At 68.5% G+C, this 25,687-nt stretch carries 26 protein-coding genes and 1 tRNA gene; 13 read left to right on the plus strand and 14 right to left on the minus strand.

What is annotated here, in order from left to right:
• Window positions 1-39: 39 nt before the first annotated feature.
• Together purN and NGJ44_RS05975 are read left to right on the plus strand one after the other, a co-directional pair.
• Window positions 40-705, plus strand: coding sequence for a phosphoribosylglycinamide formyltransferase (gene purN / locus NGJ44_RS05970; RefSeq protein WP_053245873.1), 666 nt, complete (start codon window positions 40-42; stop codon window positions 703-705).
• Between the two features lie 535 nt (window positions 706-1,240).
• On the plus strand, window positions 1,241-2,542 hold the full coding sequence (locus tag NGJ44_RS05975) for an RsmB/NOP family class I SAM-dependent RNA methyltransferase (RefSeq protein ID WP_251863443.1): 1,302 nt from the start codon (window positions 1,241-1,243) through the stop codon (window positions 2,540-2,542).
• A 66-nt stretch (window positions 2,543-2,608) separates the two neighbouring features.
• On the opposite strand, the gene NGJ44_RS05980 is transcribed toward NGJ44_RS05975, so the two are convergent.
• Window positions 2,609-3,028, minus strand: coding sequence for a hypothetical protein (locus NGJ44_RS05980; protein ID WP_082308471.1), 420 nt, complete (start codon window positions 3,026-3,028; stop codon window positions 2,609-2,611).
• Between the two features lie 360 nt (window positions 3,029-3,388).
• Between NGJ44_RS05980 and NGJ44_RS05985 the strand changes: the two genes are divergently transcribed.
• From NGJ44_RS05985 to NGJ44_RS05995, 3 genes are read left to right on the plus strand one after another with little or no spacing between them, the layout of a single operon-like run.
• Window positions 3,389-4,594 (plus strand): DesA family fatty acid desaturase, encoded by a 1,206-nt coding sequence (locus NGJ44_RS05985; protein WP_053245960.1) that lies wholly within the window; start codon window positions 3,389-3,391, stop codon window positions 4,592-4,594.
• Window positions 4,591-6,882, plus strand: a complete 2,292-nt coding sequence (locus NGJ44_RS05990; RefSeq protein WP_251863399.1) for a UvrD-helicase domain-containing protein — start codon at window positions 4,591-4,593, stop codon at window positions 6,880-6,882. The genes NGJ44_RS05985 and NGJ44_RS05990 overlap by 4 nt, the downstream gene beginning before the upstream one ends.
• Window positions 6,883-6,901: 19 nt before the next feature.
• On the plus strand, window positions 6,902-7,207 hold the full coding sequence (locus NGJ44_RS05995) for a chorismate mutase (protein WP_251863400.1): 306 nt from the start codon (window positions 6,902-6,904) through the stop codon (window positions 7,205-7,207).
• A gap of 62 nt (window positions 7,208-7,269) precedes the next feature.
• On the opposite strand, the gene NGJ44_RS06000 is transcribed toward NGJ44_RS05995, so the two are convergent.
• The 9 genes from NGJ44_RS06000 to dapC all read right to left on the minus strand — a co-directional run bounded on the left by NGJ44_RS06000 (window position 7,270) and on the right by dapC (window position 18,850).
• Window positions 7,270-8,466, minus strand: a complete 1,197-nt coding sequence (locus tag NGJ44_RS06000; RefSeq protein ID WP_251863401.1) for a cytochrome-c peroxidase — start codon at window positions 8,464-8,466, stop codon at window positions 7,270-7,272.
• A complete protein-coding gene (locus NGJ44_RS06005; protein ID WP_251863402.1) occupies window positions 8,439-11,063 on the minus strand; it encodes a TonB-dependent receptor plug domain-containing protein in 2,625 nt (874 codons plus the stop codon). Before NGJ44_RS06005 ends, NGJ44_RS06000 begins: the two co-directional genes overlap by 28 nt.
• 93 nt (window positions 11,064-11,156) lie before the next feature.
• On the minus strand, window positions 11,157-12,173 hold the full coding sequence (locus NGJ44_RS06010; RefSeq protein ID WP_251863403.1) for a FecR family protein: 1,017 nt from the start codon (window positions 12,171-12,173) through the stop codon (window positions 11,157-11,159).
• Window positions 12,170-12,658, minus strand: coding sequence for an RNA polymerase sigma factor (locus tag NGJ44_RS06015; protein ID WP_053244902.1), 489 nt, complete (start codon window positions 12,656-12,658; stop codon window positions 12,170-12,172). The genes NGJ44_RS06010 and NGJ44_RS06015 overlap by 4 nt, the downstream gene beginning before the upstream one ends.
• A gap of 119 nt (window positions 12,659-12,777) precedes the next feature.
• Complete coding sequence (locus tag NGJ44_RS06020; RefSeq protein ID WP_251863404.1) at window positions 12,778-14,712, minus strand: ABC-F family ATP-binding cassette domain-containing protein; 1,935 nt, start codon at window positions 14,710-14,712, stop codon at window positions 12,778-12,780.
• Complete coding sequence (prmB, locus tag NGJ44_RS06025; RefSeq protein ID WP_053244901.1) at window positions 14,709-15,605, minus strand: 50S ribosomal protein L3 N(5)-glutamine methyltransferase; 897 nt, start codon at window positions 15,603-15,605, stop codon at window positions 14,709-14,711. The genes NGJ44_RS06020 and prmB overlap by 4 nt, the downstream gene beginning before the upstream one ends.
• An 11-nt stretch (window positions 15,606-15,616) precedes the next feature.
• Complete coding sequence (gene dapE / locus NGJ44_RS06030; RefSeq protein ID WP_082308332.1) at window positions 15,617-16,804, minus strand: succinyl-diaminopimelate desuccinylase; 1,188 nt, start codon at window positions 16,802-16,804, stop codon at window positions 15,617-15,619.
• On the minus strand, window positions 16,804-17,625 hold the full coding sequence (dapD, locus tag NGJ44_RS06035) for a 2,3,4,5-tetrahydropyridine-2,6-dicarboxylate N-succinyltransferase (protein WP_053244900.1): 822 nt from the start codon (window positions 17,623-17,625) through the stop codon (window positions 16,804-16,806). The genes dapE and dapD overlap by 1 nt, the downstream gene beginning before the upstream one ends.
• Window positions 17,626-17,650: 25 nt before the next feature.
• Window positions 17,651-18,850, minus strand: a complete 1,200-nt coding sequence (gene dapC / locus NGJ44_RS06040; RefSeq protein WP_053244899.1) for a succinyldiaminopimelate transaminase — start codon at window positions 18,848-18,850, stop codon at window positions 17,651-17,653.
• 45 nt (window positions 18,851-18,895) lie between these two features.
• Between dapC and NGJ44_RS06045 the strand changes: the two genes are divergently transcribed.
• A tRNA-Leu gene (locus NGJ44_RS06045) sits at window positions 18,896-18,982 on the plus strand.
• A gap of 23 nt (window positions 18,983-19,005) precedes the next feature.
• Here the strand turns inward: NGJ44_RS06045 and NGJ44_RS06050 are convergent.
• Window positions 19,006-19,479, minus strand: a complete 474-nt coding sequence (locus NGJ44_RS06050; protein ID WP_353506948.1) for a tyrosine-type recombinase/integrase — start codon at window positions 19,477-19,479, stop codon at window positions 19,006-19,008.
• 8 nt (window positions 19,480-19,487) lie between these two features.
• Here NGJ44_RS06050 and NGJ44_RS06055 point away from each other — a divergent pair, with 8 nt between their 5' ends.
• The 6 genes from NGJ44_RS06055 (at window position 19,488) to NGJ44_RS06080 (ending at window position 23,233) form a co-directional block, all read left to right on the plus strand.
• Complete coding sequence (locus NGJ44_RS06055; RefSeq protein ID WP_251863405.1) at window positions 19,488-19,742, plus strand: hypothetical protein; 255 nt, start codon at window positions 19,488-19,490, stop codon at window positions 19,740-19,742.
• Between the two features lie 182 nt (window positions 19,743-19,924).
• Entirely contained in the window at window positions 19,925-20,269 is a 345-nt protein-coding gene (locus NGJ44_RS06060; RefSeq protein ID WP_251863406.1) for a hypothetical protein, read from the plus strand.
• Window positions 20,270-20,565: 296 nt separating this feature from the next.
• A complete protein-coding gene (aqpZ, locus tag NGJ44_RS06065) occupies window positions 20,566-21,276 on the plus strand; it encodes an aquaporin Z (protein WP_053244897.1) in 711 nt (236 codons plus the stop codon).
• A 109-nt stretch (window positions 21,277-21,385) separates the two neighbouring features.
• Window positions 21,386-21,928: a cytochrome b gene (locus NGJ44_RS06070; RefSeq protein WP_251863407.1), complete on the plus strand. Its 543-nt coding sequence runs from the start codon at window positions 21,386-21,388 to the stop codon at window positions 21,926-21,928.
• A 72-nt stretch (window positions 21,929-22,000) separates the two neighbouring features.
• Window positions 22,001-22,858: a 3-deoxy-8-phosphooctulonate synthase gene (kdsA, locus tag NGJ44_RS06075; protein ID WP_053244895.1), complete on the plus strand. Its 858-nt coding sequence runs from the start codon at window positions 22,001-22,003 to the stop codon at window positions 22,856-22,858.
• Between the two features lie 66 nt (window positions 22,859-22,924).
• Window positions 22,925-23,233: a hypothetical protein gene (locus NGJ44_RS06080; protein ID WP_053244894.1), complete on the plus strand. Its 309-nt coding sequence runs from the start codon at window positions 22,925-22,927 to the stop codon at window positions 23,231-23,233.
• On the opposite strand, the gene NGJ44_RS06085 is transcribed toward NGJ44_RS06080, so the two are convergent.
• Window positions 23,230-23,718: a GNAT family N-acetyltransferase gene (locus NGJ44_RS06085; RefSeq protein ID WP_053244893.1), complete on the minus strand. Its 489-nt coding sequence runs from the start codon at window positions 23,716-23,718 to the stop codon at window positions 23,230-23,232. The genes NGJ44_RS06080 and NGJ44_RS06085 overlap by 4 nt on opposite strands.
• A 174-nt stretch (window positions 23,719-23,892) precedes the next feature.
• Here NGJ44_RS06085 and NGJ44_RS06090 point away from each other — a divergent pair, with 174 nt between their 5' ends.
• The gene (locus NGJ44_RS06090) at window positions 23,893-24,150 is read left to right on the plus strand and encodes a hypothetical protein (protein WP_053244892.1); all 258 of its coding nucleotides are present in this window, start codon (window positions 23,893-23,895) and stop codon (window positions 24,148-24,150) included.
• A 42-nt stretch (window positions 24,151-24,192) separates the two neighbouring features.
• Here NGJ44_RS06090 and NGJ44_RS06095 read toward each other — a convergent pair whose 3' ends face one another.
• Window positions 24,193-24,501, minus strand: a complete 309-nt coding sequence (locus tag NGJ44_RS06095) for a hypothetical protein (protein ID WP_251863408.1) — start codon at window positions 24,499-24,501, stop codon at window positions 24,193-24,195.
• A 96-nt stretch (window positions 24,502-24,597) separates the two neighbouring features.
• Entirely contained in the window at window positions 24,598-25,527 is a 930-nt protein-coding gene (locus NGJ44_RS06100) for a LysR family transcriptional regulator (RefSeq protein WP_251863409.1), read from the minus strand.
• Between the last annotated feature and the right edge of the window lie 160 nt (window positions 25,528-25,687).

Consider the following 25,687-nt stretch of genomic DNA (forward strand, 5'->3'; position numbering starts at 1 on the left):
TTCGTGCCTTTTCGTCATTTTTCTCGCCGGAACCCCATCTTGCCGGATTCTTCTACCATCAAGCGCCGCCTCGTCATCCTGATTTCCGGGCGGGGCAGCAACATGCGCGCCCTGGCCGAGGCCTGCCGCGCCGAAGCCTGGCCCGCCGAGGTCGCGGCGGTCATCGCCAGCCGCCCCGACGCGGCCGGCCTGGAATGGGCCGCCTCGCAGGGCATCGCCACCGCGGCGCTCTACCACAAAGACTACGCCAGCCGCGAAGCCTTCGATGCCGCCCTGGCCGACGAAATCGACCTGCACCGCCCCGATTACGTCATCCTGGCCGGCTTCATGCGTGTGCTCACGCCGGCGTTCGTCAATCGCTACGCCGGCCGGCTGGTGAACATCCACCCCTCGCTGCTGCCGGCGTTTCCGGGGCTGCACACTCATGCGCAGGCGCTTGCCACCGGCGTGCGCGTGCACGGCTGCACCGTGCATTTCGTCACGCCGGTGCTCGACCATGGTCCCATCATCGCCCAGGGCTGCGTGCCGGTGCTGGCCGGCGACACCCCGGAATCGCTGGCCGGGCGGGTTCTGGCCGTCGAGCACCGCGTCTTTCCCGCCGCGGTGCGCTGGCTGGCCGAGGGCCGCGTCTCGCTGACGAGCGACCACCGCGTGGACGTCGCTGGCGACCCCGACCGCCTGTTCGTCTGGACGCCCGGCGGCTGACGCCGCTGCAACGCCTTAGCCCGGGCGGCTCGCCGCCTTTCTGGATACCCTCATGAACAAACCCCGATCCCCGCGTTCCCGATCCTCCGGCGCGCCGAGGCCCGCCTCCGCCGCGCGGCCCGCCGAAGGCCGGGACGGCCGTTCCTTTTTCTCGCGTCCCAAGGGCGAGGCCCGCGCCGCCGAGCCGGCCCGCGCTCCGGCGGCGCGCCCGCGGCGCCCGGAGCGGGCCGAGTCCCAACGCGCCGAACCGCGGCGCGAAACCCGCCGGGACGCGCCGCGCGGGTCCCAGCGCGAACCGGGCCGCGAATTCGGACGCGACCCCGGACGCGACTCCGGACGTGACCCCGGACGTGACCCCGGACGTGACCCCGGACGTGACCCCGGACGTGACCCCGGGCACGGCTCCGTGCGCCCGTCGCGCCCCGATGCGCGCGACCAGCGCCAGCCCGCCGCACATGCGTCCCAGGCCCGTCCGCCGGCGCGCGGCGAGCGCGCCGCGTCCGCGCCGCGGCGTCCGCGCCAGCCTTACGCCGCCATGCGCATCGACCAGGTGCAGAGCGCCCTGGGCGAGATTTTGCAGTGGACCTATCCGGCCGACGCCGCGCTGTCGCACTGGCTGCGCGCGCATCCGGCGCTCGGCGCGCGCGACCGTTCCGAGGTGGCCGAGGCGGTCTACGACGTGTTGCGCAACCTGCGCCGCTACCGCCAGTTCGGCGAAAGCGGTGTTGGACCGGCCTCGCGCCGCCTGGCCATCCTGGGCCTGGCGGCCACACAGGGCGCCGACGCGCTGGCCGAGGGTCTGGACGGCGTCGAGGCGCAATGGCTGGACAGGGTGTCGCGCATCGACCCGGCCACGCTGCCGCGCGCCGTGCGCGGCAGCCTGCCCGACTGGCTCGACGAGCGGCTGGGCGCCATGGAAAGCCCCGATACTCTGATCGCCGCCCTCAACGAGCCGGCCAGCCTGGACATCCGCGTCAATCCGCTGAAGGCCGACCGCGACGCCATGCTGGCCGAGCTGCAGACGTCGGCCGCGCGCTGCAAGCCCGCGGCCATGCCGTATTCGCCCTGGGGCATCCGCCTGGAAGGCCGGCCGGCCATCAATCGCTGGCCGCAGTTCGAGAACGGCAGCCTGGAAGTCCAGGACGAGGGCAGCCAGCTGCTGGCCCTGCTGGTGGCGCCGCGCCGCGGCGAGATGATCATCGACTTCTGCGCCGGCGCGGGCGGCAAGACCCTGCTGCTGGGCGCGCTCATGCGCTCCACCGGGCGCCTGTACGCGTTCGACGTGTCGGCGGCGCGGCTCGCGCGGGCCAAGCCGCGCTTTGCCCGCAGCGGCCTGTCCAACGTGGTGCCGGTGGTGATCGACAGCGAAAACGACACGCGCATCAAGCGGCTGGCCGGCAAGGCGCAGCGGGTGCTGGTCGACGCGCCGTGCAGCGGCATCGGCACGCTGCGGCGCAACCCCGACCTGAAATGGCGCCAGCATCCCGAGGCGCTGGCCGAGCTGGGCCGCCTGCAGGAGCGCATCCTCAACAGCGCGGCGCGCTGCGTGGCGCCGGGCGGCCGCCTGGTCTACGCCACTTGCAGCCTGCTGGCCGAGGAAAACGAGGCCCAGGCCGGGCGCTTCCTGGCGTCGCACCCCGATTTCGAGCGCCTGGACGCGGCGGCCCTGCTGGGCGCGCGCTGCGAAACGCTGAAGCTGCAAGGGCCGTATGTCCAGTTGCGTCCCGACTGGCACGGCACGGACGGCTTCTTCGCCGCGGTATTCGAGCGGCGCAAGGCGGCGCCGCTCGCAACGCCGGAGACGCCCGGGACGCCCGAGGCCGGGCCGCAGGCATAACGGGGCGGGGCCGGCCGCCCTGGCCGGTCGCCCTGGCCGGTCGCCCTAGCCGGTCGCCCCCCCGGCTCAGGGGGCTGGCGTCACGCCCACGCGGGCGTTGTAATGGCGCGTGCCCAGCGATTTGTCCTGGTATTTCACTTCCCACGCCAGAACGTCCGTGCCGGGCTGGCGGGCCTGGTACACCACTTGCGAAATGGGGACGGCCTTGTAGGCGCAGCGGCCCGAAGCGCCGGCCTGGCCGCGGGTCTGCTGCACATGGGCCTGGCCGAGGGCCGGAGGTTGCGTAATCACCACACGCGGGGCGCGCAGGGCGAGGCAATCCGCGCCCCGGATTTCATAGTACGAGGCCAGCACCGCCACGTCGCCCGTCTTGAGGGTCTGCGCGGCCGTGCCGGCCGGAAGAGCCGAAAGGGCCGGCAGGGCCGCCGCGGCGAGCGCGGCGCAGGAACGGGAAAGCGGAAGCGGGCGGATACGGAACGGCGGCATGGTTTTTTCGGCAATGAAACGGCGCCCGGCAGTGTGGGCCACTCCGGCGGCCGCCGCAAGCCCGGGCCGCTGCAAGCTTTCCGAAAACCCGTTGACAGGAACTTTAAGCTGCGGGCCCGGCCCAATGCAGAGGCCCGCGCGCATCGCCAACCGTAAACCGGGACGCATCATCTCCCGAATAACGGGGCCGCGCCGGGCGGCCCTGCTTGCCCGCCTTGCGGGCAAGCAGGGCGTTTTGTGGTCAAAAGTCCGGCTTAGTGCTTGATTTCCCTCAATTACTATTTTGAAACCGCGATGTCATAAGCGATTCAAGGTAAGCTAAACTTCAGCCACTCTTCTAGCGAGGCTCACAACAGCTTTATGGATTACATCCTCTCCTTCTTTGCCGACGGCCTGACCAAAGCCAGCTGGTGGCAAATCGTCGTCTACACGCTCGTGATGACGCACATCACCATCATCTCGGTGACGGTATTCCTCCATCGCAGCCAGGCGCACCGGGGGCTGGATCTGCATCCCGCCGTCATGCATTTCTTCCGGTTCTGGCTCTGGATGACGACCGGCATGGTCACCAAGGAATGGGTGGCCATCCATCGCAAGCATCACGCCAAGTGCGAAAAAGACGGCGATCCCCACTCGCCCATGCTGTTCGGCATCTGGAAGGTGCTGTTCCGCGGGGCCGAGCTGTACCGCCAGGAATCGGCCAACAAGGAAACCATGGCCAAGTTCGGCCACGGCACGCCCGACGACTGGCTCGAGCGCAACATCTACAGCAAGCACAGCCTGCTGGGCGTGCTCATCATGCTCGCCATCGACATCGCCCTGTTCGGCGCCATCGGCCTCACGGTCTGGGCCGTGCAGATGGCCTGGATCCCGTTCTGGGCGGCCGGCGTGGTGAACGGCATCGGCCACTACTGGGGCTACCGCAACTACAACAGCCCGGACACCAGCACCAACGTGTTCCCGTGGGGCATCATCATCGGCGGCGAAGAGCTGCACAACAACCACCACGCCCACGGCACCTCGGCCAAGTTCTCGGCCAAGTGGTACGAATTCGACCTGGGCTGGTGCTACATCAGCGTGCTGAAGTTCCTGGGCCTGGCCAAGGTCAAGAAGGTCGCGCCCAAGCTCAAGCTCGACGACTCCCGCACGGGCATCGACCTGCGCACCCTGCAGGGCGTGATCACCCACCGCTACGAAGTCATGGCCCGCTACGCCGACGTCATGAAGCGCGCCGCCCGCCAGGAACTGGCCCGTCTGAAGGCTTCCAGCAAGGACACGGCCGACAGCGGCTGGCGCAAGCTTTACAGCGTGCGCCGCGCCCTGCACCGCAACGAAGACATCCTCCAGCCCGAGCAGCGCGAGGCCGTGGATCAGGCCATTGCCCAGAACAAGGCGCTTTCCACGCTGGTGCAGATGCGCCGCGAGCTGGGGCGCATCTGGGAAAGCTCCAGCGCCAGCAGCGAACAGTTGCTGCATGACCTGCAAGCCTGGTGCCAGCGTGCCCAGCAAAGCGGCATCGACGGTCTCGAGCAGTTCGCGCAACGCCTGCGCCGCTATGCGGCATGATGCTAGAGCAGCTCAACCCTGAACAACGCGCCGCAGTAACCCTCGAACCGCAGCACGCCCTGGTCCTGGCCGGGGCGGGCAGCGGCAAGACCCGGGTGCTCACCACCCGGATGGCCTGGCTGATTCAAACCGGCCAGGCTTCGCCTTTTGGGCTCCTGGCGGTCACGTTCACCAACAAGGCGGCGCGCGAAATGCTCGCCCGCATGTCGGCCATGCTGCCGATCGACACGCGCGGACTCTGGATCGGCACCTTCCACGGCCTGTGCAACCGCATGCTGCGCGCGCACCACCGCGATGCCGGCCTGCCGCAGAGCTTCCAGATTCTCGACGTCACCGACCAGCTCGCCGCCATCAAGCGGCTCATGAAGGCCAACGGCGTCGACGACGAGAAGTACCCGCCGCGCGACGTGCAGCGCTTCATCAACGGCGCCAAGGAAGAGGGCCTGCGGCCGGCCGACGTGGAAGCCTACGACGCGCACCGCCGCCGCCTCATCGAGGTCTACCAGCTCTACGAGGCCCAGTGCCAGCGCGAGGGCGTGGTCGATTTCGCCGAGCTGCTGCTGCGCGCCTACGAACTGCTGTCGCGCAACGCGCCGGTGCGCGAGCACTACCAGCGCCGCTTCCGCCACATCCTGGTCGACGAGTTCCAGGACACGAACACGCTGCAGTACAAGTGGCTGCGCCTGCTGGCGGGCGGCGGCGCCGCCATCTTCGCGGTGGGCGACGACGACCAGTCCATCTACGCTTTCCGAGGCGCCAACGTCGGCAACATGGCCGACTTCGAGCGCGAGTACGCCCACGGCACGGTCATCCGCCTGGAGCAGAACTACCGTTCCTACGGCCACATCCTGGACTCGGCCAACGCGCTCATCGGCCATAACACCGGCCGGCTGGGCAAGAACCTCTGGACCGAGCAGGGCGAGGGCGAGCCGGTGCGCGTCATGGAGCTGCCTTCCGACGCCATGGAGGCGCAGTGGGTGGTGGACGAGATCCGCTCGCTCATCCACGAGGGCAGCGACCGCCGCGAAATCGCCGTGCTGTACCGCAGCAACGCACAGTCGCGCGTGCTCGAGCACGCCATTTTCTCGGCCGGCATTCCCTACAAGGTGTACGGCGGCCTGCGCTTTTTCGAGCGCCAGGAAATCAAGCACGCGCTGGCCTACCTGCGGCTCATGGCCAATCCGCACGACGACACGTCCTGGATGCGCGTGGTCAATTTCCCCACGCGCGGCATCGGCGCGCGCACCCTGGAGCAGCTTGCCGACGCGGCGCGCGCCGACAATGGCAGCCTGTATTCGGCGGTGGGCCGGGTGGGCGGCAAGGGGGGCTCCAATCTGGCGCAGTTCGCCCAGCTCATCAACCGGCTCATCGCGGAAACCCGCGACCTGCCGCTGCCGGAAATGGTGGAGCACATGCTCGAGGCCAGCGGCCTCAAGGCGCACTACGAATCCGAGCGCGAGGGCGCGGAGCGCCTGGAGAACCTGAACGAACTGATCACGGCCGCGGCGGTGTTCGCTTCCGAGGAAAACTACGACGGCCTGCCCGCGGGCGTGGTGCCCGAGCACGACACCTCATCCACGCTGATGCCGGGCGTGGTCGATACGCCAGCCCTGGTTCCCGACGCCATGACGCCGCTGGCGGCTTTCCTGTCGCACGCGGCGCTGGAAGCCGGCGACAACCAGGCCCAGCAGGGCCAGGACGCGGTGCAGCTCATGACCGTGCATGCCGCCAAGGGCCTGGAGTTCAACAACGTCTTCATCACCGGCCTGGAAGAGGGGCTGTTCCCGCACGAGAACAGCATTCTCGAACCCTCGGGCCTGGAAGAAGAACGCCGCCTGATGTACGTGGCCATCACGCGGGCCCGCGAACGGCTGTACATCACCCTGGCGCAAAGCCGCATGCTGCACGGCCAGACCCGCTACGCCATGCGCTCGCGCTTCCTGGAGGAAATCCCCGAGCAGCACCTGAAATGGCTCAGCCCCCGGGCGGGCGCGGGCCACGGCGGCCCGCAGCAGGCGGCCTGGGCAGGCCAGCGCGCCGATGCGTTCGGACGCCGGCCCACCAATACGATTGCGCCGCGTCAAGCGCGCAGCGCGACCAGCGGCGTCACCGTGGGCGATAAGCAGTATCGTGTAGGGCAGGGCGTGCGCCACGCGCGCTTCGGAGACGGCACCATCATCGGGCTGAGCGGCGCCGGGCAGGACGCCCAGGCCCAGATCCAGTTCCGCGACGTGGGCGCCAAGACCTTGGCGCTGGGCATCGCCAAGCTGGAAATCATTCAGGGCTGAGCCACACTCGGGGCACGACATGGCGAATCAAGCGTCTTACAGCGCGGACCTGGCGGCATTGCGCGCCGAAATCGACGAAATCGACCAGCAGATCATCCTGCTGCTGGGGGTGCGGTTCCGCTGCACCGACCAGCTCGGCGAAATCAAGCACACCCACGGGCTCGACCTGGTCGATCCGAAGCGCGAGGCCCACCAGGTGGCGCGCATCCGCCGCCTGGCCGAAGAGGCCGGCGTTCCGCCCGCCCTGGCCGAAACCATTCTGCGCGAAATCATCGACACGGTAGTGGACGCCCACGCGCGCCTGCGCGACCGCCCGTACTCCTGATCCGTTCCGGGACGGCTTTCCGGCACCACAAACGCCGCCCGGCATGGGCGGCGTTCTATTGTCTACAGCGCCTCGAGGAACGCCAGCAGCGCGTCGATTTCCTCCGGCGTGAGATCGAGCCGCCGGATGTGGGGCGACTTTACCGGCGCATACGGGTCGGGCGGATCCGCCGGCGGCGTCTCGCGGCCCATGCCCGCGTTGTACATGCGCAGCAGGCCCTTCAGGTCGCCGAACAGGCCGTTGTGCATCCAGGGCCCTGCGCGCGACACATTGCGCAGGCTGGGCGTGCGGAACTTGCCCAGGTCCCGGGGGGCCCGCGTCACTTCGTAGCGGCCCAGGTCCTGGTTGCGGCGTCCGTAGAAAGACAGGCCGATGTTGTGGAAACCGTTGTCCGTCAGCAGCGGCCCGTTGTGGCAGTTCATGCATCGCGCCTTGGTGCGGAACAGATGCAGGCCCAGCAATTGGGCGTCGTCCAGCGCGTCGCGCCGTCCGTCCAGGAATGCGTCGAAGGCTGTGCGTTCCGGCCGCAGCGTGGCGACATAGGCGGCCAGGGCGCGGGCCAGGCGGTCGGCCGTCACAGGCGACTGCGTGGGCCCGGCGTCGCCGAAGGCGCGCAGGAACTCGGCCGGATACGGCGGGGTGTCGCGCAGCCGCGCAACCGCGCCGGCGGCGTCGTGGTTCATCTCGCGCGCATCGTGGATCGGCCCCAGCACCTGCTCCTGCAGGCTCGCGGCGCGCCCGTCCCAGAACAGCGCGGGAGAGAAGGGCGCGGCATACAGCGGCATGGAGCGGCGGCGGCCCATCAGCGCGTCTTCGCCCACCGCCAGCGCGCGGCCGTCCGTGAAGGCGCGCTGCGGCTGGTGACAGGACGCACAGGAAACCTGTCCCTTGCGAGACAGGCGCGAGTCGAAGAACAGCATCTGCCCCAGCGCCGTCACGCCGGGCCTGGCCAGGTCGGCGTTCAGCGTGGCCTGTCCCGGGTTGGCGGCCGTCCACTGCCCGGGCGGCAGGTCGGCGGAGGGCGCCGGCGCCCATTCGCGCCAGCGCACGCCGGGGTCGATGGCCGGCGCCGGCCATTCCGACGCCGGGCCGGCGTAGCGGGCCCGCAGGCAGGCGGCGTCCCAACCCGCAGCCTGCCGGCAGGCCGGCGCGGCGGCGGAAGCGTCCTGGGCGCGCGCCGGCTGGGCGCTCCACAAGGCGGCCGCGCTCGCCAGCGCGGCCGCCGATCGCCTCAGAAGCGATAACCGACTTGCAGCCATAGCTCGCGTCCTACCTGGTAAAGGTTGCGGTTGGTGGTGAGGCTGGGATTGGTGGCCATGACCTTGGGCGTGCGGTCGAGCACATTGAGCACTTCCACGGTGAGTTCCAGGTTGCGCGCAAACGCGGGCTGCCACGACAGCTTGGTGTCCCAGGTCCAGTAGGAGGGAATCCTGCCCGACTCGTAGCGGTCGAGGTACTCGGGCTTGGGGCCGCGGCCTACATAGATGACGTCGTCCCGCTTGCTGCGCCAGTTGACCATGTTGCTCCACGTCAGCCCGGCGCGGGGCCAGGCGCCCACCAGGGTCAGCGTGGCTTTCCGGGGCTGGTAGAACGAGCTGGGCGGCAGGTCGATGACGCGTATGCGCGAGCCGTTGTAGATCACGTATTCGCCGGGGTCGCGCGCGTCGCCCGCATAGCCTTCCACGAGGTCGGCGTTGGTCTTGCGCTTCTGCCAGCTCCACGAGGCCATCAGGTTCCAGCGGGTTTCGCCCAGGCGCCAGGGCTCCAGGGTGCGCACCGACAGGCTCACCCCGTCCGTCGTCGACAGGCCCTCGTTCGTGTAGCGATAGCCCGTGGTCTCGGTGCCGGTCTTGGTCCACTGGTCGCGGCCGTTGCGGCGCACGTAGCTCAGCAAGCCTTCCATGCCCGCCATGCGCTGGCGCAGCGAGACGGCCCACTCGTCGTCGTAGGGCATGCGCAGTCCCTTGTACTGCACGTAGTATTCCTTGTTGCCGTCGGCCACCGGATTTCCCTTGGAATCGAGCACCTGCCGGCGCAGGCGGCTGATTTCCTGCTCCAGCGCGGTCTGCAGCACTTCGCCGCCGTAATAACGGGCCCAGCCCGCGCTCAACACCGTCTCGCCCGAGCCGAACAGGTCCCAGTCCAGCCGCGAGCGCGGCGCGAGGTTGCCGGTGCCGAGGAAGTTCTCGCGGTCATAGCGCAGGCCAGCGTCCAGCGCCAGCCGCTGCCACTCGATGCGGTCGGACACATACAGGGACAGCGTGTCGTAGTCCACGTCCACCGTGCCCGGCAGGTAGCGCACCTTGCTGAAATCCTTGTAGCTGCCGTTGGCGGCGTAGTCGCGCCGGTACGACCACGATTCCTGGAATCGCTCGAAATTCGCGTCCACGCGCTGCCATTCCGCGCCCGCGTAGGGCAGGTGGGTGAAAGGCCCCGTGCGCACGGCGTCCAGGTCCACGCGGCCCTTCAGGGTCCAGGTATCCTGCCGCGTCTGCTCCTTGCCGAAGCCGCCCGCCGTGAACTGCGGCAGCTTGTAGGGGCGGTAGGTCACCAGCTCGTCGCCCACCGACTCGCGGTTGCTCAGCGCGCGGTCCCACCCGGCCTGCAGCGACAGCCGGCCTCCGTTGAAGACATGCTCCACATTGCCCGCCACGCCGCGCGCGGCATGGTTGTTGTCCCAGTACGTGTCGCGGAACAGATTGCTGGCCAGGCGTTCGCTGCGGTCGGCGTACTTCAGCGTCAGGTCCGCCACCGTTTCGGCGCTGGCGCGCACGCTGAACTTGCCCAGGAAATTGTCGATGCGGTCGCGGTAGTCTTCCTGGCCCGCCAGCGGCTGGCCCTTGTCGTCCACGCCCATGTTCCAGCGCGTGATGTCCGACTCCCGGCGCGACACGGCCAGCACCATGCCCGATTTCTCATTGAAGGCCACGTCGCCCACGGCGGAGTAGAAGCGCTTTTTCCATTCCGGCGAGTAGCCCGGCTTGCCCTGTTCCCAGTTGCTTTGCTCGCCCTCGGCCACCTTCTGCCGCGTCATGTTCGAGGTGTTCCAGCGGTAGTCCAGGCGCAGGTGGTTCTCGCCCGAAAAGCGCCGCAGCCGCGCATCCACTACGCCGCCGGTGAAGCGGCCGTATTCCACGGGCACGAAGCTGTCGTGCACTCGCACTGCTTCCAGCAGGCTGGTGTCCACGAAATACGATTGCGCATTGCTGGGAATGTTGCCGACCTGCAGGTTCAGGTTCTTGCTCGCCGGATCGATGCGGTTGGTGGCGTCCATGCCGTCGATCTGGAACAGGTTCTGGTAGGGGCTGGAGCCATGGAAGGAAATGTCTTCCACATTCAGGGAGCCGCGGTTCTGCGAGCCGTTGGCGCTCGGGTTCACGCGCACCGCCGGATGCGTGGCCACCAGCGAGCTCAGGTCGCGGTTGGACGTGGGCGTTTCGGCGATTTCCTCGCGCGAGTAGGTGCGCTCGCCGGTCTGCTCGCCGTACACGCGCACGGCTTCGAGCCGCAGCGCCGAGAACTGGTTGGCGCGGTCCACGTAGATGATGTAGCGGCCCGGCCCTTCGGCGCGCAGGGCCAGGCCGGACCCTGCCAGCAGGCGCGTCAGCGCGGCCAGCGCCGAGTATTCGCCCTGCAGCGCGGGCGCCTGTTTGCCGGCCACAGCGGCCGGCGGAAAGGAAATCTCCAGGCCCGACTGGCGCCCCAGTTCCAGCAGGGCCGCGCCCAGGGGCTGCGCGGGGATGTCGTAGGAGGCGGGATGCGTCTGCGGCTGGGCTTGCGGCGCGGCCGGGGCCATCCCGGCGAGGAGGGCGCACAGAAGCGCCGCTCCGTGCTTGCTGCGTAAAGAGGGAAACATGCTTGGGTTCCTGGCTGCGTTGTAGTCAGCCGTAGGACGCGCTGGGTCCCCATGTCCCTCAGCGCCGGAGCGATGAATTATCTATATTGATTCTTATTTACTAATAGGTTTGGCGGACTTGCCGGACGCTCCGTCGTCCATGCGCAGCACCAGCAGGCCGGGCAGCTCGTCGATGCGCACGGGGGTCTGGGCAAGCAGCAGGGACAGCGCCCGCGCCGGGTCCGACACCTGCGCCGTGCCCGACACGCGGACCGCGCGGGCCGGCCCGCCCAGCACCAGGATGTGCTTGCGTGTGTAGCGCGACAGCCGTTGCGCCGCTTCGGCCAGCGGCACGTCGTCGAACACCAGCAGGCCCCGGGTCCAGGCGGGAGGGGCGGGGCGGACAGGCGCGTCGGGCAGGATGCCGGCGGGCGACACGTCCGCGCCTTCGCCGGCTTCCAGGGTGAGCGTCCGGCTGTCGGCGCAGACCAGGCAGCGCAGCGCCACGCTGTGTTCGTAGACCGCGACCCGCGTGCTGTCCTGATGCCGCGAGACGGTGTAGCGCGTGCCCAGCGCCGTGGCGCTGGCCTGGCCGGTGAGCACCGTGAACGGCGCGCCGCCGGGCGTGCGCGGGGCCGGCTCGAAAAGCGCGCGGCCGGCCAGCAGCCTGACTTCGCGCCGGCCCGCGGAAAAATCCACGTCCAGGGCGGAGCGGGCGTCGAGCACGACCCGGGATCCGTCGGGCAGCGCCACGTTCAGCACCTCCGCGCCGCTGCGGTAATCGGCCAGCGGATGTTCGCCTTTCAGGCCCAGCCAGGCGGGCAGGGCCAGCGCCGCCAGCAGGGCGGCCGCGGCCGCGCGCCGCTTGCGGGCGGGCCGGGCGCGCAGCGCGGCGCGGTCCACTTCGGCCATGCTGCGCCAGACGCGCGCCAGGCGGTCGTAGGCGGCCGCGTGGCTCGCGTCGGCCTGGTACCAGGTTTCGAATTCGGACTGCGCCCGCGCGTCCGGAGGCTGGCCGCTGCGCCGCACCACCCAGAGCGAGGCCTGTTCGGTGGCGGCGCGATTGCCCGGCTGGCCGCTGTCGGGCCGCGCGCTTCGGCGCCCGCGCCGGGAGCCGTCGGCAAGGCTCATGCCGCCAGCGCCTGGTCGCAGGCCAGCAGGATGCGCATCATGTGTTTTTCGACGGCGCTGACGGAGATGGAGAGGCGTTCGGCGATGGCGCGGTAGCTCATGCCGTCATGGCGATGCATGATGAAGACGTCCAGGCTGCGGCGAGGCTGGGCGAGCAGGACGGCTTCCAGCCGGCGGGCCAGCTGGCTGGCGGCTGCCACGTCCAGCGTGTCGGCTTCGTGCCGGGGAGGCTGGGCGGCCGCATAGTCGAGGGCCAGGGCCTGTTCGCGCGCGCGCCGGCGGTGCCAGTCGGTGGCGATATTGGCGGCCACGCGGAACACGTAGGCGCGGTCATTGGCCGGGCGGGTGCGGTCCTTGAACTCGGCGAGCCGGATCCAGGTGTCCTGCGCGCAATCCTGGGCCACGTCGCGGGAGCCGGTGCGCAGGGACAGGAACCCCAGCAGCTCCCGGTAGTGGCGAAGAAAGACATCCGTAAGCGTAGACATGCAGCCAGCGCCTTGGCCATGGCAACAAACAATCATGAAAGTATAAATGATAATTGTTATTGTTAGTAGATAAGGGCATGGACAGGCACAGGGCGGCTCTTTGCGCCACCCTTCCGGCCCTAGCCTTCGGATTGTTCGATTTCCTCCAGCGAGCCCTGCAGTTCCAGCCACTGCTCCTCGAGCGCTTCCATGCGCTTGCCATGCTCGCCGTGCTCGGCCATGACCTGCTGCCGTTCCGCGCGGCGCGCGTCGGAGTACAGGTCCGGGTCCGCGATCACCGCGTCCAGCGCCTGCAGCCTGCCGCGCAGCTTCTCCATTTCGGCTTCCACCTTGGAGAGCCGGGATTCCAGCGGCTTGCGCAGCGCCGCCAGGCGCTGCCGCTGCTCGGCTTCGGCGCGCCGCTGCGCCTTGCGGTCCACCACGGGCGCGCCCTGCGCGGCGGCTTCGCGCGCCGCGCCGGCGCGCTCGCCGGCGTTGCGCGCGGCCAGCCAGTCCCGGTAGTCTTCCAGGTCGCCGTCGAACTCGCGCACCGCGCCGTCGGCCACGATCCAGAAGCTGTCCACCGTGGTGCGCAGCAGATGGCGGTCGTGCGAAACCAGCAGCATGCTGCCGCCGAACTCGGCCAGCGCCGCGGCCAGGGCCTCGCGCGTTTCCACATCCAGGTGGTTGCTCGGCTCGTCCAGCAGCAGCAGGTTGGGCTTTTGCCAGACGATGAGCGAGAGCGCCAGCCGCGCTTTCTCGCCGCCCGACATGGGGCCCACCTTGCTCGTCACCGTGTCGCCCGAAAAGCCGAAGCCCCCCAGGTAGTTGCGCAGTTCCTGCTCGCGGGCATCCGGCGCCAGCCGGGCGAGGTGCGCGAGCGGGGTGCTGTCCAGGTCCAGCATGTCGAGCTGGTGCTGGTGAAAGTAGCCGATGGCCAGCCCGCGCGAGGCGCGGCGCGTGCCGGCCTGCGGTGGCAGCTCTTCGGCCAGCGTCTTGATCAGCGTGCTCTTGCCCGCGCCGTTGGCGCCCAGCACGCCCACGCGGCTGCCCGCGCGCACCATGAGCGTGACGTCGCGCAGAATGGGCACGGGGTTTCCGGCCTCGTCCGTGTAGCCTGCCGACAGATGCTCCAGCGTGAGCAGCGGGTCGGGCATGTGGTCGGGCGAGGGGATGCGGATGTCGATGCCGGCTTCGGCATGCAGCGGCGCCAGCACCTGCATGCGGGCCAGCGCCTTCACGCGGCTCTGCGCCTGCTTGGCCTTGGACGCCTTGGCCTTGAAACGGTCGATGAAGCCCTGCAGGCGGGCCGCCTCGCGCGTCTGCCTTTCGTAGGCGAGGCTGCTCTGGCGCAGGCGCTCGGCGCGCTGCGTCAGGAAGTCGGCATAGCCACCCTTGTAGCGGACCAGCTTGCCGTGGTCGAAATGCAGCACCGAGCGCGCCACCGCGTCCAGGAACTCCGTGTCGTGGGAGATGAGCATGACGGTGCCGGGATAGGCGGCCAGCCATTTCTCCAGCCACAGCATGGCGTCCAGGTCCAGGTGGTTGGTGGGTTCGTCCAGCAGCAGCAGTTCCGACGGCGCCATCAGCGCGCGCGCCAGCGCCAGGCGCATGCGCCAGCCGCCGGAAAAGCCCTCCACCGGCTGCATCCACTCGTGCGGCTTGAAGCCCAGGCCGGCCAGCAACTGCTCGGCGCGCGAAGGCGCGCTCCAGGCGCCGGCTTCCACCAGCGCCGCCTCGGTCTCGGCGATCTGCGTGCCCTGGTCGTCGGACAGCGCGGCGCGCCGCGCCTGCAGTTCGCGCAGATGGGTATCGCCGTCGATGACGAATTCCCGCGCGGGTCGGTCGTCGGCCGCGATTTCCTGCTGCACGCTGGCGATGCGCCAGCCCGCCGGCACGGACAGCGCGCCCGCGTCCTGGTCCAGCGCGCCAGTCAGGAGCGCGAACAGCGAAGACTTGCCCGCGCCGTTCTTGCCCACGATGCCGACCCGCTCGCCGGGGTGCACCACAAATTCCGCGTCGTCCAGCAGCACTTTGGCGCCGCGCCGCAAAGTCAGTCCGGTCGCGCGTATCACGGCGTCAACTGCTCGCGGGTCAGCAGCAGGATCTGGTCCGAGGCTTGCTCGGTGTCCAGCCAGACGGGCGACAGGTCCGGGAAGGCGGCCTCGAAGAAATCGCGCTCATGGCCGATTTCCAGCACCAGCACGCCCGTGTCGGACAGGTAGCGGGGCGCGGCGGCCAGAATGCGCCGCACGAGGTCCATGCCGTCCTCGCCGCCCGCCAGCGCCAGTTGCGGCTCGTGGCGGTATTCCTGCGGCAGCGCGCTCATGGAGCCGCTGTTCACATAGGGCGGGTTGCAGAGAATGACGTCGTAGGGGCAGGGCGGCAGGGCGTCGAAGAGATCGCTGCGATGCAGGGCGAGCCGGTCCTGCAGCCCGTAGTCGTCCACATTGCGGCGAGCCACGTCGAGCGCGTCGGCCGAGACGTCCACCGCGTCGACCCGGGCATGGGGAAAGGCCAGCGCGGCCAGGATCGCCAGGCAACCGGAGCCGGTGCACATGTCGAGCACGCGCTCCACCTCCAGCGGATCGGCCACCCAGGGCGCGAGCCCCGTGTCCAGCAATTCGGCGATGGGCGAGCGCGGCACGATGACACGCTGGTCCACGTAGAAGCGGTGCCCGCGCAGCCAGGCCTCGTTCGTGAGATACGGCGCGGGCAGGCGCTCGGCGACGCGCCGCTCGATGAGGTCGAGCACGCGCTCGCGCTCCTCGCGCAGCACGCGCGCGTCCAGGAAGGGGTCCAGCGTGTCCAGCGGCAGGTGCAGCGCATGCAGGACCAGATACGCGGTTTCGTCCCAGGCGTTGTCGCTGCCGTGGCCCAGCGCGACCTGCGCGCCGTTCAGGCGGGACACGCCGTAGCGGATGAGGTCGCGCAGCGTCAGGAGTTCTTGGCGGGCGGATTGATACATGAAAGCGGGACTCAGCGGGCGGGCAGCAGGTTTTCGAGCGTGCGCCGGTAGATGTTCTTCAGCGGCTCCAGCGAGGCCAGTTCGATCCGTTCGTTCACTTTGTGGATCGTGGCGTTGCAGGGGCCGAACTCGATGACCTGCGGGCAGATCTTGGCGATGAAGCGGCCGTCGGACGTGCCGCCCGTGGTGGAAAGCTCGGGAGTCAGGCCGGTCTCGGCCCGGATGGCCTGCGTGAGCGCCTCGCTCAGCGAGCCGCGCGGCGTCAGGAAGGGCTCGCCGCCCAGCTCCCATTGCAGGTCGTATTCGAGGCCGTGGCGGTCCAGCACTTCGTGCACGCGCGCCTTCAGGCTCTCCGGCGTGCTGGCCGTGGAGAAGCGGAAATTGAAGAGCGCCACCGCTTCGCCGGGCACCACGTTGGTGGCGCCGGTGCCCGCGTTCAGGTTGGAAACCTGGAAGGTCGTGGGCGGAAAATACTCGTTGCCCTGGTCCCATTCGATGCCGACGATCTCGGCCAGCGCGGGAGCGAGCTGGTGCACGGGATTGCGCGCCAGGTGCGGATAGGCCACGTGGCCCTGGACGCCCTTGACCGTGAGGCGGCCCGATAGCGAGCCGCGCCGGCCGTTCTTGCAGACGTCGCCCAGGCGTTCGCCGGAAGTCGGTTCGCCCACGATGCAGTAGTCGAGCCGTTCGCCGCGGGCGGCCAGCGCGTCGCACACGATGGCCGTGCCGTCGATGGACGGGCCCTCTTCGTCGGACGTGATGAGCAGGGCGATGGAGCCCTCGTGCGCGGGCCGGGCCGCGACGAATTCCTCGGCCGCCACCACGAAGGCGGCGATCGAGCTCTTCATGTCGGCCGTGCCGCGCCCGTACAGGAAGCCGTCGCGCTCGGTGGGCACGAACGGATCGCTGTCCCATTTGTCGCGCGGGCCGGGCGGCACCACGTCGGTGTGCCCGGCGAACACGACCAGCGGCGAAGCCTCGCCGCGCCGCGCCCAGAGGTTGGTGACGCCGCCCTGGGCGATGGTTTCGCAGCGGAAACCGATGCGCTGCAGGCGGGCGGCCAGCATGGCCTGGCAGTCCTCGTCGGCCGGGGTGACCGACGGGCGGGCGACCAGGTCCTTGACCAGGTCCAGCACGGCGGGGGAGGGCTCGCCCTCCCGCCGCGCCTCGGCTGCCCCGGGGGCGGAAGAAATGCTCATCAGGCCCTCAGCAGGTCGTTGATGCTGGTCTTGGCGCGGGTCTGCGCGTCCACGCGCTTGACGATCACCGCGCAGGCCAGGCTATGCGTGCCGTCGGCCGAGGGCAGCGAGCCCGGCACCACCACCGAGCCGGACGGCACGCGGCCGTAGATGATCTTGCCCGTGGTGCGGTCGTAGATCTTGGTGCTCTGCGACAGGAACACGCCCATGGCCAGCACCGAGTTCTCCTCGACCACCACGCCTTCCACGACTTCCGAGCGGGCGCCGATGAAGCAGTTGTCTTCGATGATGGTGGGGTTGGCCTGCAGCGGCTCCAGCACGCCGCCGATGCCCACGCCGCCCGACAGGTGCACGTTCTTGCCGATCTGGGCGCACGAGCCCACGGTGGCCCAGGTATCGACCATGGTGCCGTCGTCCACGTAGGCGCCGATGTTCACGTAGGAAGGCATCAGCACCACGTTGCGTCCGATGTATGCGCCGCGGCGCGCCACGGCCGGCGGCACCACGCGATAGCCGCCCTGGCGGAAGGCGTTCTGGCCATAGTCGCCGAACTTGAGCGGCACTTTGTCGTAGAACTGCAGCGGCGCCTGGCCCATCACGGCATTGTCGGCCAGGCGGAAGGACAGCAGCACCGCCTTCTTGATCCATTGATGCACCACCCATTCGTCGTCGATCTTCTCGGCGACGCGCAGGCGGCCCAGATCCAGGCCGTCGATCGTGTGCTCAACCGCCTCGCGCACCTCCACGGAGGCGTCGGTGGGCGACAGGTTGGCCCGGTCGTCCCAGGCTTTTTCGATGGTGGTCTGCAGGTCGAGAGTCATAGCGGCTCAGCTTTTCAGGGGTTGGTCAAACAGAAGAAGTATTCACGAAATGGGCAATGCGCTCGGCCGCCTGCACGCATTCGGCGAGCGGGGCCACCAGCGCGATGCGGATGCGGCCCTCGCCGGGGTTCATGCCGTGCGCCGGACGCGCCAGGAAGCTGCCCGGCAGCACGGTGATGCCGGCGCGGCCGTACAGCCCGCGGGCGAACGCCGTGTCCGAGCCGGGCGTGGCGGCCCAGAGATAGAAAGATGCCTGCGGGCGCGGCACGTCGAGCACCCGCTGCAAAATGGGCAGCACCGCGTCGAACTTCTCGCGGTACATGCGCCGGTTTTCCTTGACGTGCGCCTCGTCGTTCCAGGCCGCCACGCTGGCCGCCGCCACCAGCGGGCTCATCGCGCTGCCGTGGTAGGTGCGGTAGAGCAGGAAACGCGCCAGCAGCGCCGCGTCGCCCGCCACGAAGCCCGAGCGCAGCCCCGGCACGTTGGAGCGCTTGGACAGGCTGGAGAACGCCACCAGGTTGCGGTAGTCGTCGCGCCCCAGGCGGCGCGCCGCCTGCAGCCCGCCCAGCGGCGGATTGTCCTCGTCGAGATAGATCTCGGAATAGCACTCGTCCGAGGCGATGACGAAGCCGTGCCGGTCCGACAGCGCAAACAGCATTTTCCAGTCGTCCAGCGACATCACGTTGCCCGCCGGATTGCCCGGCGAGCACACGAACACCAGCCGGGTCTTGCGCCAGATGTCTTCCGGCACCTGGTGCCAGTCGCAGCCGAAATCGCGCAGCGGGTTCGCGTTGACGTAATAGGGCCGGGCTCCCGCCAGGAGCGCCGCGCCCTCGTAAATCTGGTAAAACGGATTCGGGCACACCACCACCGAATCCGCCGACGGGTCGATCACCGTCTGCGCGAACGCGAAGAGCGCCTCGCGCGAGCCCAGCGCCGGCAGCACCTGCGTCTCGGCATCGGGCGCGGGAATGCTGTAGCGGCGCGCCAGCCACGCCGCGATCGCGCGCCGCAGCGCCGGATCGCCCTTCGTGGACGGGTAGACCGAAAGCCCCGGCATGGCCTCGCGGATCGCCTGCTCCACGCAGGCGGGCGCGGCGTGCTTGGGTTCGCCGATCGACAGATTGATCGGCCGCAATCCTTCCGGCTGCGGCCCGGCCTCGGCCAGAAGGGCACGCAGTTTTTCGAACGGATAGGGGTGCAGGGTGTCGAGGCGCGGATTCATAACGCAAGATTTTAACAAGCAAGCTACAATAGCGGGCTTGGCTTTGCGAAGGTGGCGAAATTGGTAGACGCACCAGGTTTAGGTCCTGACGCCGTAACAGGTGTAGGGGTTCGAGTCCCCTCCTTCGCACCAACTTTATTAATGAAATCAATAACTTAAGATTTCATGTTGTCATTTTTTTTGGGGTGTTTTGGGGCTGTTTGGGCACCAGAATGACAACTTGATGCCAGCTTTTCTCCGAACAGATCCGCGGCCTTGCCGCCGGCGTCCGGGTCGGCAGATGGCATCCATTTTCCGTATACGCGGATGATCATGGCCCAGTCTTTGTGGCCCATCTGCTTCGCCACCCACATAGGCTGCTCGCCAGCAGACAGCATCATTGATGCGTATGTGTGGCGCGTTTGGTAAGGCCTCCGATATCGAACGCTGGCGCGTTTCAGGGCGGTTACCCAGATCCTTTGCACAGCTTGGCTGCCCGACCAGCGCTCGCCTGTGCCAGGGTTACGGAACACTTCCCCATGCGGCTCCGCGCCGACCCAGGTGGCCGGCATCGACGGTGCGGCAGCGAGGGCGACCACCCGGACTGGTCGGGGGCGCTCCATCGCGTTGCGGGGGGCGCTTGGGTGCATGTCTTTCGATGCGGACCGCCCATAGCGCACTGCTGTATGCCCTGGTGCGCCGTAATTACGACACGGGCGGTATGCGAACGCTCCCGTCTCTGGCCGATGAATACGGGTGCAAGGTTCGCAGCGTCGAGCGGGCGAGCGCCAGGGCGGGGGGCTGGCTGCGCGGCACCCGGCAGAAGAAGGGCGCGGAGCCAATCTACGGCGTCGAGCAGGCTGCGCACGCCAACGCTGAAAAACTGCTGCGCGAAGCCGGGTTTATCCCCTGATCGTTGACTCTTGCGGAAACGAACCCATAATCAGCGACAACGGATTTCCTCAGAAGTCCGCCCAACGAAGCCCGCCTTGCGAAAGCAAGCGGGTTTTTGTTTTTTGACAATCTCTTGGTATCAGAATTGCGCACATATACAGTATGGTTTCTGCTCGCCTGATTCAGTACGGAGATCCGAGTATGAAATTGACCGCGGGAAGCTTTGGCCGTGCATTCATGCTGGCTTGTGTCCTGGCATTGCCGGCGATACAGGGGTGCACGACGAGTACGAATCCCCGCGTTACGGCAGCTGTCGAAGATGAACCGTTCTATGCGTGGTTCAACAGGTTGCTGGACCAAGTTAAAGCGGACCCCAACTACAAGCGTATCCCCATCGATACCAAGGCTGATGAAGAGCAATTCCTGATCTGGCTACACGACACCTATCGCCATCGTTTGACGAAGCAGGAGTTCGCTGAGTTGGTCAATGGTCGTTATCCGAATCATCGCAATGAAGTGGCTTTCATCGTGTCGAAGTTCCCCTGATCCGGAGATTGGGCGCTCCAGGCTCGAATCCCGCCGCGCGAGAGCGGGCGGGTTTTGCTTTCCGGTCGGTGGTGCTTCTATACGCCGGGAACCCCACCCCGCCCTGTGCTGTCAGTCGAATTGCGTATCCTCAGTCGTTGTAGGTGCCACAGTGGTTCACACCCTTATACGGACCACCGGGCCAGGGGTGTCGTGCGTGCGGACGATGCCGGGCAGACGCGCCCGGCGCCTATGCTGTGCAGGCACGCGCGCCGCGCCGGCGGCCCGGCCGGCATCCCATCGTCCCGGAGACACGCATGTACTCATTGCCCAAGCGCTGCGGCGCCGAGTTTTTTGGAACGTTCTGGCTGGTGCTGGGCGGTTGCGGCTCCGCGGTGCTCGCGGCGGCGTTTCCGGAATTGGGCATCGGTTTCGCGGGCGTGGCGCTGGCGTTCGGGCTGACGGTGCTGACCATGGTGTTCGCGGTCGGGCACATCTCGGGCGGACATTTCAATCCGGCGGTCACGCTGGGGCTGGCGGCGGGGGCGCGCTTTCCCTGGCGCGATATCGTGCCCTACATGGCGGCGCAGGTGCTGGGAGCCGTGGCCGCGGCGGCGGTGCTGTCCGCGATCGCCGGCGGCAAGCTCGGTTTCGACCTCGTTGGCAGCGGTTTCGCGGCCAACGGCTATGGCGCGCATTCCCCGGGCAAGTATTCGATGGAGGCGGCGCTGATCTGCGAGCTGGTGCTGAGCGCGGGGTTCGTGTTCGTGATCCTGGGCGCGACCCGCAAATCCGCGCCGGCCGGCCTGGCGGGCATACCGATCGGGCTGGCGCTCACGCTCATCCACCTCATCAGCATTCCGGTCACCAACACCTCGGTCAATCCCGCGCGTTCCACGGGGCCCGCGGTATTCGTGGGCGGTTGGGCGCTCGAACAGCTCTGGCTGTTCTGGGCCGCGCCGCTTGCGGGCGGGGTGCTGGGCGCGCTGGCATTCCGGCTGGTATCCACCCGGGACGCCGGCGACTGAAGGCGTGGGCGGGTCAGGATGCCGTAAGCATGGGCTGGCTAAGCTGAAAAATGTTTTGCCCGAAAGCCTCCTGAAAGAGCCCCCAAGCCGCTAACGCCCGGATCACGCCTTGGACACCGCCAACTCTGCGCACTACGACCGCTGCACCATCGTCCTCCATTGGTTGACCGCCATCCTGGTGGTGGGCCTTTTCGCGTTGGCGGAAATCTGGGCCTTCCTGCCGCGCGGCACGCCGACGCGCAAGCTGCTGCAATCCCTGCACGTCTCTTTCGGGCTGGCGTTCGCGGCCGTGCTGCTGGTGCGCATCGTGTGGCGCCTCAGCGCCGGCCGGCGTTTGCCGCGCGCCTCCGGCGGGCTGCCGGGCCTGGCCGCGGTGGGGGCGCATTTCCTGCTCTACGCACTGATGGCGGCCCAGGTCGTGCTGGGCTTCCTGTTCCGCTGGGCGCAGGGCGAGCCGTTTTCGTTTTTCGGCCTGTTCGACGTGCCGACGCTGATTCCCCTCAGCCGGGACGTGCGCCATTTCTACGGCGACCTCCACAACACGGTGGCATGGTGCATCATTGTGCTGGCCGGGCTGCATGCCTGTGCGGCGCTGTGGCACCACTACATGATGCGCGACGGCGTGCTGCGGCGCATGACCTCCGGCGGCTGAGCGCGGGCGGCGCGCGGTCCCTGCCGGTTGTACATTACGGACTATCGGCACAGACACACAGGATTGCTCATCATGACCGCCCTCGAAGTTTTCATCTCCTCGTCGATTTCCTGCGCGAACGACCGGCCTTTCGTACTGTTCGGCGGCATCAACGTGCTGGAGTCGCGCGAGCTCGCGCTGCGCGCCTGCGAGGAATACCAGCGCGTCACGACGCGCCTGGGCATTCCGTACGTGTTCAAGGCATCGTTCGACAAGGCCAACCGTTCTTCCATCCATTCCTACCGCGGCCCGGGCCTGGAGGAAGGACTGCGGATCTTCGAGGCGGTGAAATCGGAGTTCGGCGTGCCTGTCATCACGGACGTGCACGAGCCCTGGCAGGCCGCGCCGGTGGCCGAGGTGGCCGACATCCTGCAGCTGCCGGCCTTCCTGGCCCGCCAGACCGACCTGGTCGTGGCGCTGGCGCAGACGCAGCGCGTCGTCAACATCAAGAAACCCCAGTTCCTGAGCCCCGGCCAGATGCGCAACATCGTCGAGAAGTTCACCGAGGCAGGCAACGACCAGCTCATCCTCTGCGACCGCGGCACCTGCTTCGGCTACGACAACCTGGTGGTGGACATGCTGGGTTTCGGCGTCATGAAGAAGGTGTGCGACAACCGGCCGGTCATTTTCGACGTTACCCACGCCTTGCAGCAGCGGTCGTCGCTGGACGCGGCCTCCGGCGGCCGGCGCGCGCAGGCCGCGGAACTCGCCCGCGCCGGCATGGCGGTGGGGCTGGCGGGCCTGTTCCTCGAGGCGCATCCGGATCCCGCCCACGCCAAGTGCGACGGACCCAGCGCGCTGCCCCTGGACAAGCTGGAGCCTTTCCTGGCGCAGCTCAAGCGGCTGGACGACCTGGTGAAGTCCTTTGCCCCGATCGACATCGAGCCCTGAGCGTCGCCATGCGCGCATCGCGCGCGTGCGCTAGCATGCTGGCCTTGGATCAAGGGAGGAGCCAGCATGTCGTCGTTGTACGTGATCGTCGCGGTGCGCAAGGAGCCCATCAGCGGTCATGTGGCGTATGTCCGGGTGGGGCAGGCCGAGCGGGGCGCGCCGGGATGGATCAGCGAGCCCGTCACCGCGGCGGCGTCCGAGGTCATCGATCTCATCAAGCAGGGCATGGACGTCGAAACCGCGTTCAGCGAGGGCGTCACCGTGGCCCGGCGCGCGGTGCGCGTGCTGGTCGACGACGACGGTTGCGAACGCCTGGTTTCGGCGCCGGCGCCCAGTTCGACCCTGCATACGGTGTTCGATCTGCCGGAGTTCTAGCCCCGGCGGCCTTCCGCGAAGGCGGCCAGCGCGTCGCCGGCCATGCGGTAGCGCACCCATTCTTTCTGGGGCCGGGCGCCGATGGATTCGTAGAAATCGATGGCCGGGGCGTTCCAGTCCAGCACGCTCCATTCCAGGCGGCCGCAGCCTTGCGCCACGGCCTCGCGGGCGATGTGGCGCAGCAGATCGCGGCCGGCGCCGATGCCGCGGTGCTCGGGTGTGACATACAGGTCTTCCAGGTAGATGCCGTTGCGTCCCAGCCAGGTCGAGTAGCTGTAGAAATAGACCGCATAGCCGATGGGCTTGCCGTCGCGCTCGCATATCAAGGCCCGGGACGGCGCGCCGTCGGCGAAGAGGCTGCGGCGGATGTCTTCGACGCCGGCGACGACCTGATCGGCCGCGCGTTCGTAGATGGCCAGCTCGGTGATGAAGGCATGGATCAGCTCGGCATCGCCGGGGCGGGCTGGGCGGATTTCGACGTTCACGGTGAGGCTCCTTTCTGCGAGGCTTGAATCCTACCCGCTTTGCCCGACGGCCGCAGGGGAGCGGCCCCGGTCCGGGCACGACGCTTGCTGAAACGCTGGCCATGGCCGCGGGCGAGGCGGGCCGGCGGCAGGCATGGGCCGCAACCGCCCGGGCGGCGAGGAACCGGGGGCAGTATGGATCAAAGCGAAATGATGGCCAGGATGATCGACTGGCCGGCGGCGCCGGATTCGGAAGACGGCTGGTATGGCGCCTTGTCCGCCTATGCGGACTGTCTGGCCGCCGTGCAATCGGCGCTGAGCGAGGCGGAGATGGCCCGCTTCCTGGCGGTGGGCGCGCTCATCTACCGGAATTGCTGCAGGGAAGAGGCCAGGGAACGCTGGACGCCCGAAGCGATGGCGGCCTTTCACCGCAAGCGGCACGCGGGCGCCTGAGCGCCGGCAGGCGGGCGCGCCCTGCGCCGGCGCGGGCGTTTTTCAGTACAGGCAGTGCCTCAGGGCGAACTTGCGGCCGAAGGCCCGCACCACGTCGCCGTCCACCGATCCCGCCACGTCCCAGCGGCCGCGGCGGGTGATGAGCAGGGATTCGCCCATGACGGCGTGGCGCAGCGCGAAGCGCCAGAACGCCGATTCCGACCCTACCAGTTCCAGTTCGTGCGGGCCGATGACCAGGGTTTGCGGGCGCGGCGACAGGCCGATAGACCAGCGCAGCGCCACGCCCAGGAAGGCGAAGCGCGCCCCGAAGGAGTCGGGTTGGATGCAAAGCATGCGGATCTGTTCGTTCATGATGGCCTGCCTCCCGCGATGTGACCAGCGTAGCAAGGCTTGGGCATGATCTCCATACTGCTTTAGGCGGGGGCGCGCGCGGGCCGGCCAACCGCCTCATGCGTCCGGCGCAGCCGGCCGCCGGGGCCGCCACGGCGGCTCGGCGAAATGCTCACGCAGCACGGCCAGGAAGCCGGCGGTCCGGGCCGGGAGTTCGTGCCTCGATTTCACCAGGGCCACGATATTGGCGTCGGGCAGCGACCATCCCTGCAGCAGCGGCACGAGCTGCCGGGACTGTAGGTATTGCGCCACGTCCCATTCGGAGCGGATCACGATGCCATGCCCGTCGAGCGCCCACTGCACGGCGGCGGCTCCGGCGTTGGAAGACAGCACCGGCGCGATGCGCACGCCCACGGCGGGCCCGCGTCCGCGCCGCAGGCGCCATAGCGTGGCGTCTTCGTCGTTCTCGCGCAGCGCGATGCAGTCGTGGTCGCGCAGGTCTTCGGGCTTGGCCGGGGCCCCGCGCCGCGCCAAGTAGGACGGGGCCGCGCACAGCAGGCGGCGGTTGGGCGCCAGCGGATACGCCACCAGCGTGGAATCGCGCAGTTCGCCGATGTGCACCATGACATCCCAGTCGTCGCTGGCTAGGCGCGGCGGGCCATCGGAGAGGGTGAGGCTGGCCGTCACGTTCTCGCTGCCGCCGCGGAACCCGGCCACCAGCCGGGCAATGTAGCGCTGTCCGAAACCCAGCGGCGCGACGACCCTCAGGTGCCCGGCCACCACTCCGCGCCGGCCGGTCAGCTCATCGGCCAGATGGTTCAGCTCGCCGCATATCTGGCCCGCGCGCAGCGCCAGCAGCCGGCCTTCGTCGGTCAGCGCGGTGCCCCGCCCGGAACGGTTGACCAGCCGCACGCCCAGCCGCTTTTCCAGCGCATGCAGGCGCTGCGTGACCGCGGGCGGCGTAACGTCCAGCGCCCGGGCCGCCTCGGCCAGGGACGAGGTGGCCGAGAGCGTGAGGAAAAAGCGCAGGTCATCGGTGGTTATCATTCATAAACGCCTTAATGCGAGGTTAATGGCATATTAAACATGCGGATCGCCGGACAGGCGATACTTGTGGCCAGTTTCCTTCTTTATTTCCCCATCGCCATGTCTTCCTCGCCCGCCACCTCCACGCTGGACCAGCTCGACACGCCCTGCCTGATCCTGG

This window comes from Achromobacter sp. Marseille-Q4962 (genome assembly GCF_943737005.1).
GTDB lineage: Bacteria > Pseudomonadota > Gammaproteobacteria > Burkholderiales > Burkholderiaceae_B > Achromobacter.

Coding starts and splice junctions, on each gene's coding strand:
- NGJ44_RS05975 (WP_251863443.1), top strand. CDS start 1,241: ATGCGCATCGACCAGGTGCAGAGCGCCCTGGGCGAGATTTTGCAGTGG.
- NGJ44_RS05980 (WP_082308471.1), bottom strand. CDS start 3,028: ATGCCGCCGTTCCGTATCCGCCCGCTTCCGCTTTCCCGTTCCTGCGCC.
- NGJ44_RS05985 (WP_053245960.1), top strand. CDS start 3,389: ATGGATTACATCCTCTCCTTCTTTGCCGACGGCCTGACCAAAGCCAGC.
- NGJ44_RS05990 (WP_251863399.1), top strand. CDS start 4,591: ATGATGCTAGAGCAGCTCAACCCTGAACAACGCGCCGCAGTAACCCTC.
- NGJ44_RS05995 (WP_251863400.1), top strand. CDS start 6,902: ATGGCGAATCAAGCGTCTTACAGCGCGGACCTGGCGGCATTGCGCGCC.
- NGJ44_RS06000 (WP_251863401.1), bottom strand. CDS start 8,466: ATGGCTGCAAGTCGGTTATCGCTTCTGAGGCGATCGGCGGCCGCGCTG.
- NGJ44_RS06005 (WP_251863402.1), bottom strand. CDS start 11,063: ATGTTTCCCTCTTTACGCAGCAAGCACGGAGCGGCGCTTCTGTGCGCC.
- NGJ44_RS06010 (WP_251863403.1), bottom strand. CDS start 12,173: ATGAGCCTTGCCGACGGCTCCCGGCGCGGGCGCCGAAGCGCGCGGCCC.
- NGJ44_RS06015 (WP_053244902.1), bottom strand. CDS start 12,658: ATGTCTACGCTTACGGATGTCTTTCTTCGCCACTACCGGGAGCTGCTG.
- prmB (WP_053244901.1), bottom strand. CDS start 15,605: ATGTATCAATCCGCCCGCCAAGAACTCCTGACGCTGCGCGACCTCATC.
- dapE (WP_082308332.1), bottom strand. CDS start 16,804: ATGAGCATTTCTTCCGCCCCCGGGGCAGCCGAGGCGCGGCGGGAGGGC.
- dapD (WP_053244900.1), bottom strand. CDS start 17,625: ATGACTCTCGACCTGCAGACCACCATCGAAAAAGCCTGGGACGACCGG.
- dapC (WP_053244899.1), bottom strand. CDS start 18,850: ATGAATCCGCGCCTCGACACCCTGCACCCCTATCCGTTCGAAAAACTG.
- NGJ44_RS06050 (WP_353506948.1), bottom strand. CDS start 19,479: ATGCACCCAAGCGCCCCCCGCAACGCGATGGAGCGCCCCCGACCAGTC.
- NGJ44_RS06055 (WP_251863405.1), top strand. CDS start 19,488: ATGCGGACCGCCCATAGCGCACTGCTGTATGCCCTGGTGCGCCGTAAT.
- NGJ44_RS06060 (WP_251863406.1), top strand. CDS start 19,925: ATGAAATTGACCGCGGGAAGCTTTGGCCGTGCATTCATGCTGGCTTGT.
- aqpZ (WP_053244897.1), top strand. CDS start 20,566: ATGTACTCATTGCCCAAGCGCTGCGGCGCCGAGTTTTTTGGAACGTTC.
- kdsA (WP_053244895.1), top strand. CDS start 22,001: ATGACCGCCCTCGAAGTTTTCATCTCCTCGTCGATTTCCTGCGCGAAC.
- NGJ44_RS06080 (WP_053244894.1), top strand. CDS start 22,925: ATGTCGTCGTTGTACGTGATCGTCGCGGTGCGCAAGGAGCCCATCAGC.
- NGJ44_RS06090 (WP_053244892.1), top strand. CDS start 23,893: ATGGATCAAAGCGAAATGATGGCCAGGATGATCGACTGGCCGGCGGCG.
- NGJ44_RS06095 (WP_251863408.1), bottom strand. CDS start 24,501: ATGAACGAACAGATCCGCATGCTTTGCATCCAACCCGACTCCTTCGGG.
- NGJ44_RS06100 (WP_251863409.1), bottom strand. CDS start 25,527: ATGATAACCACCGATGACCTGCGCTTTTTCCTCACGCTCTCGGCCACC.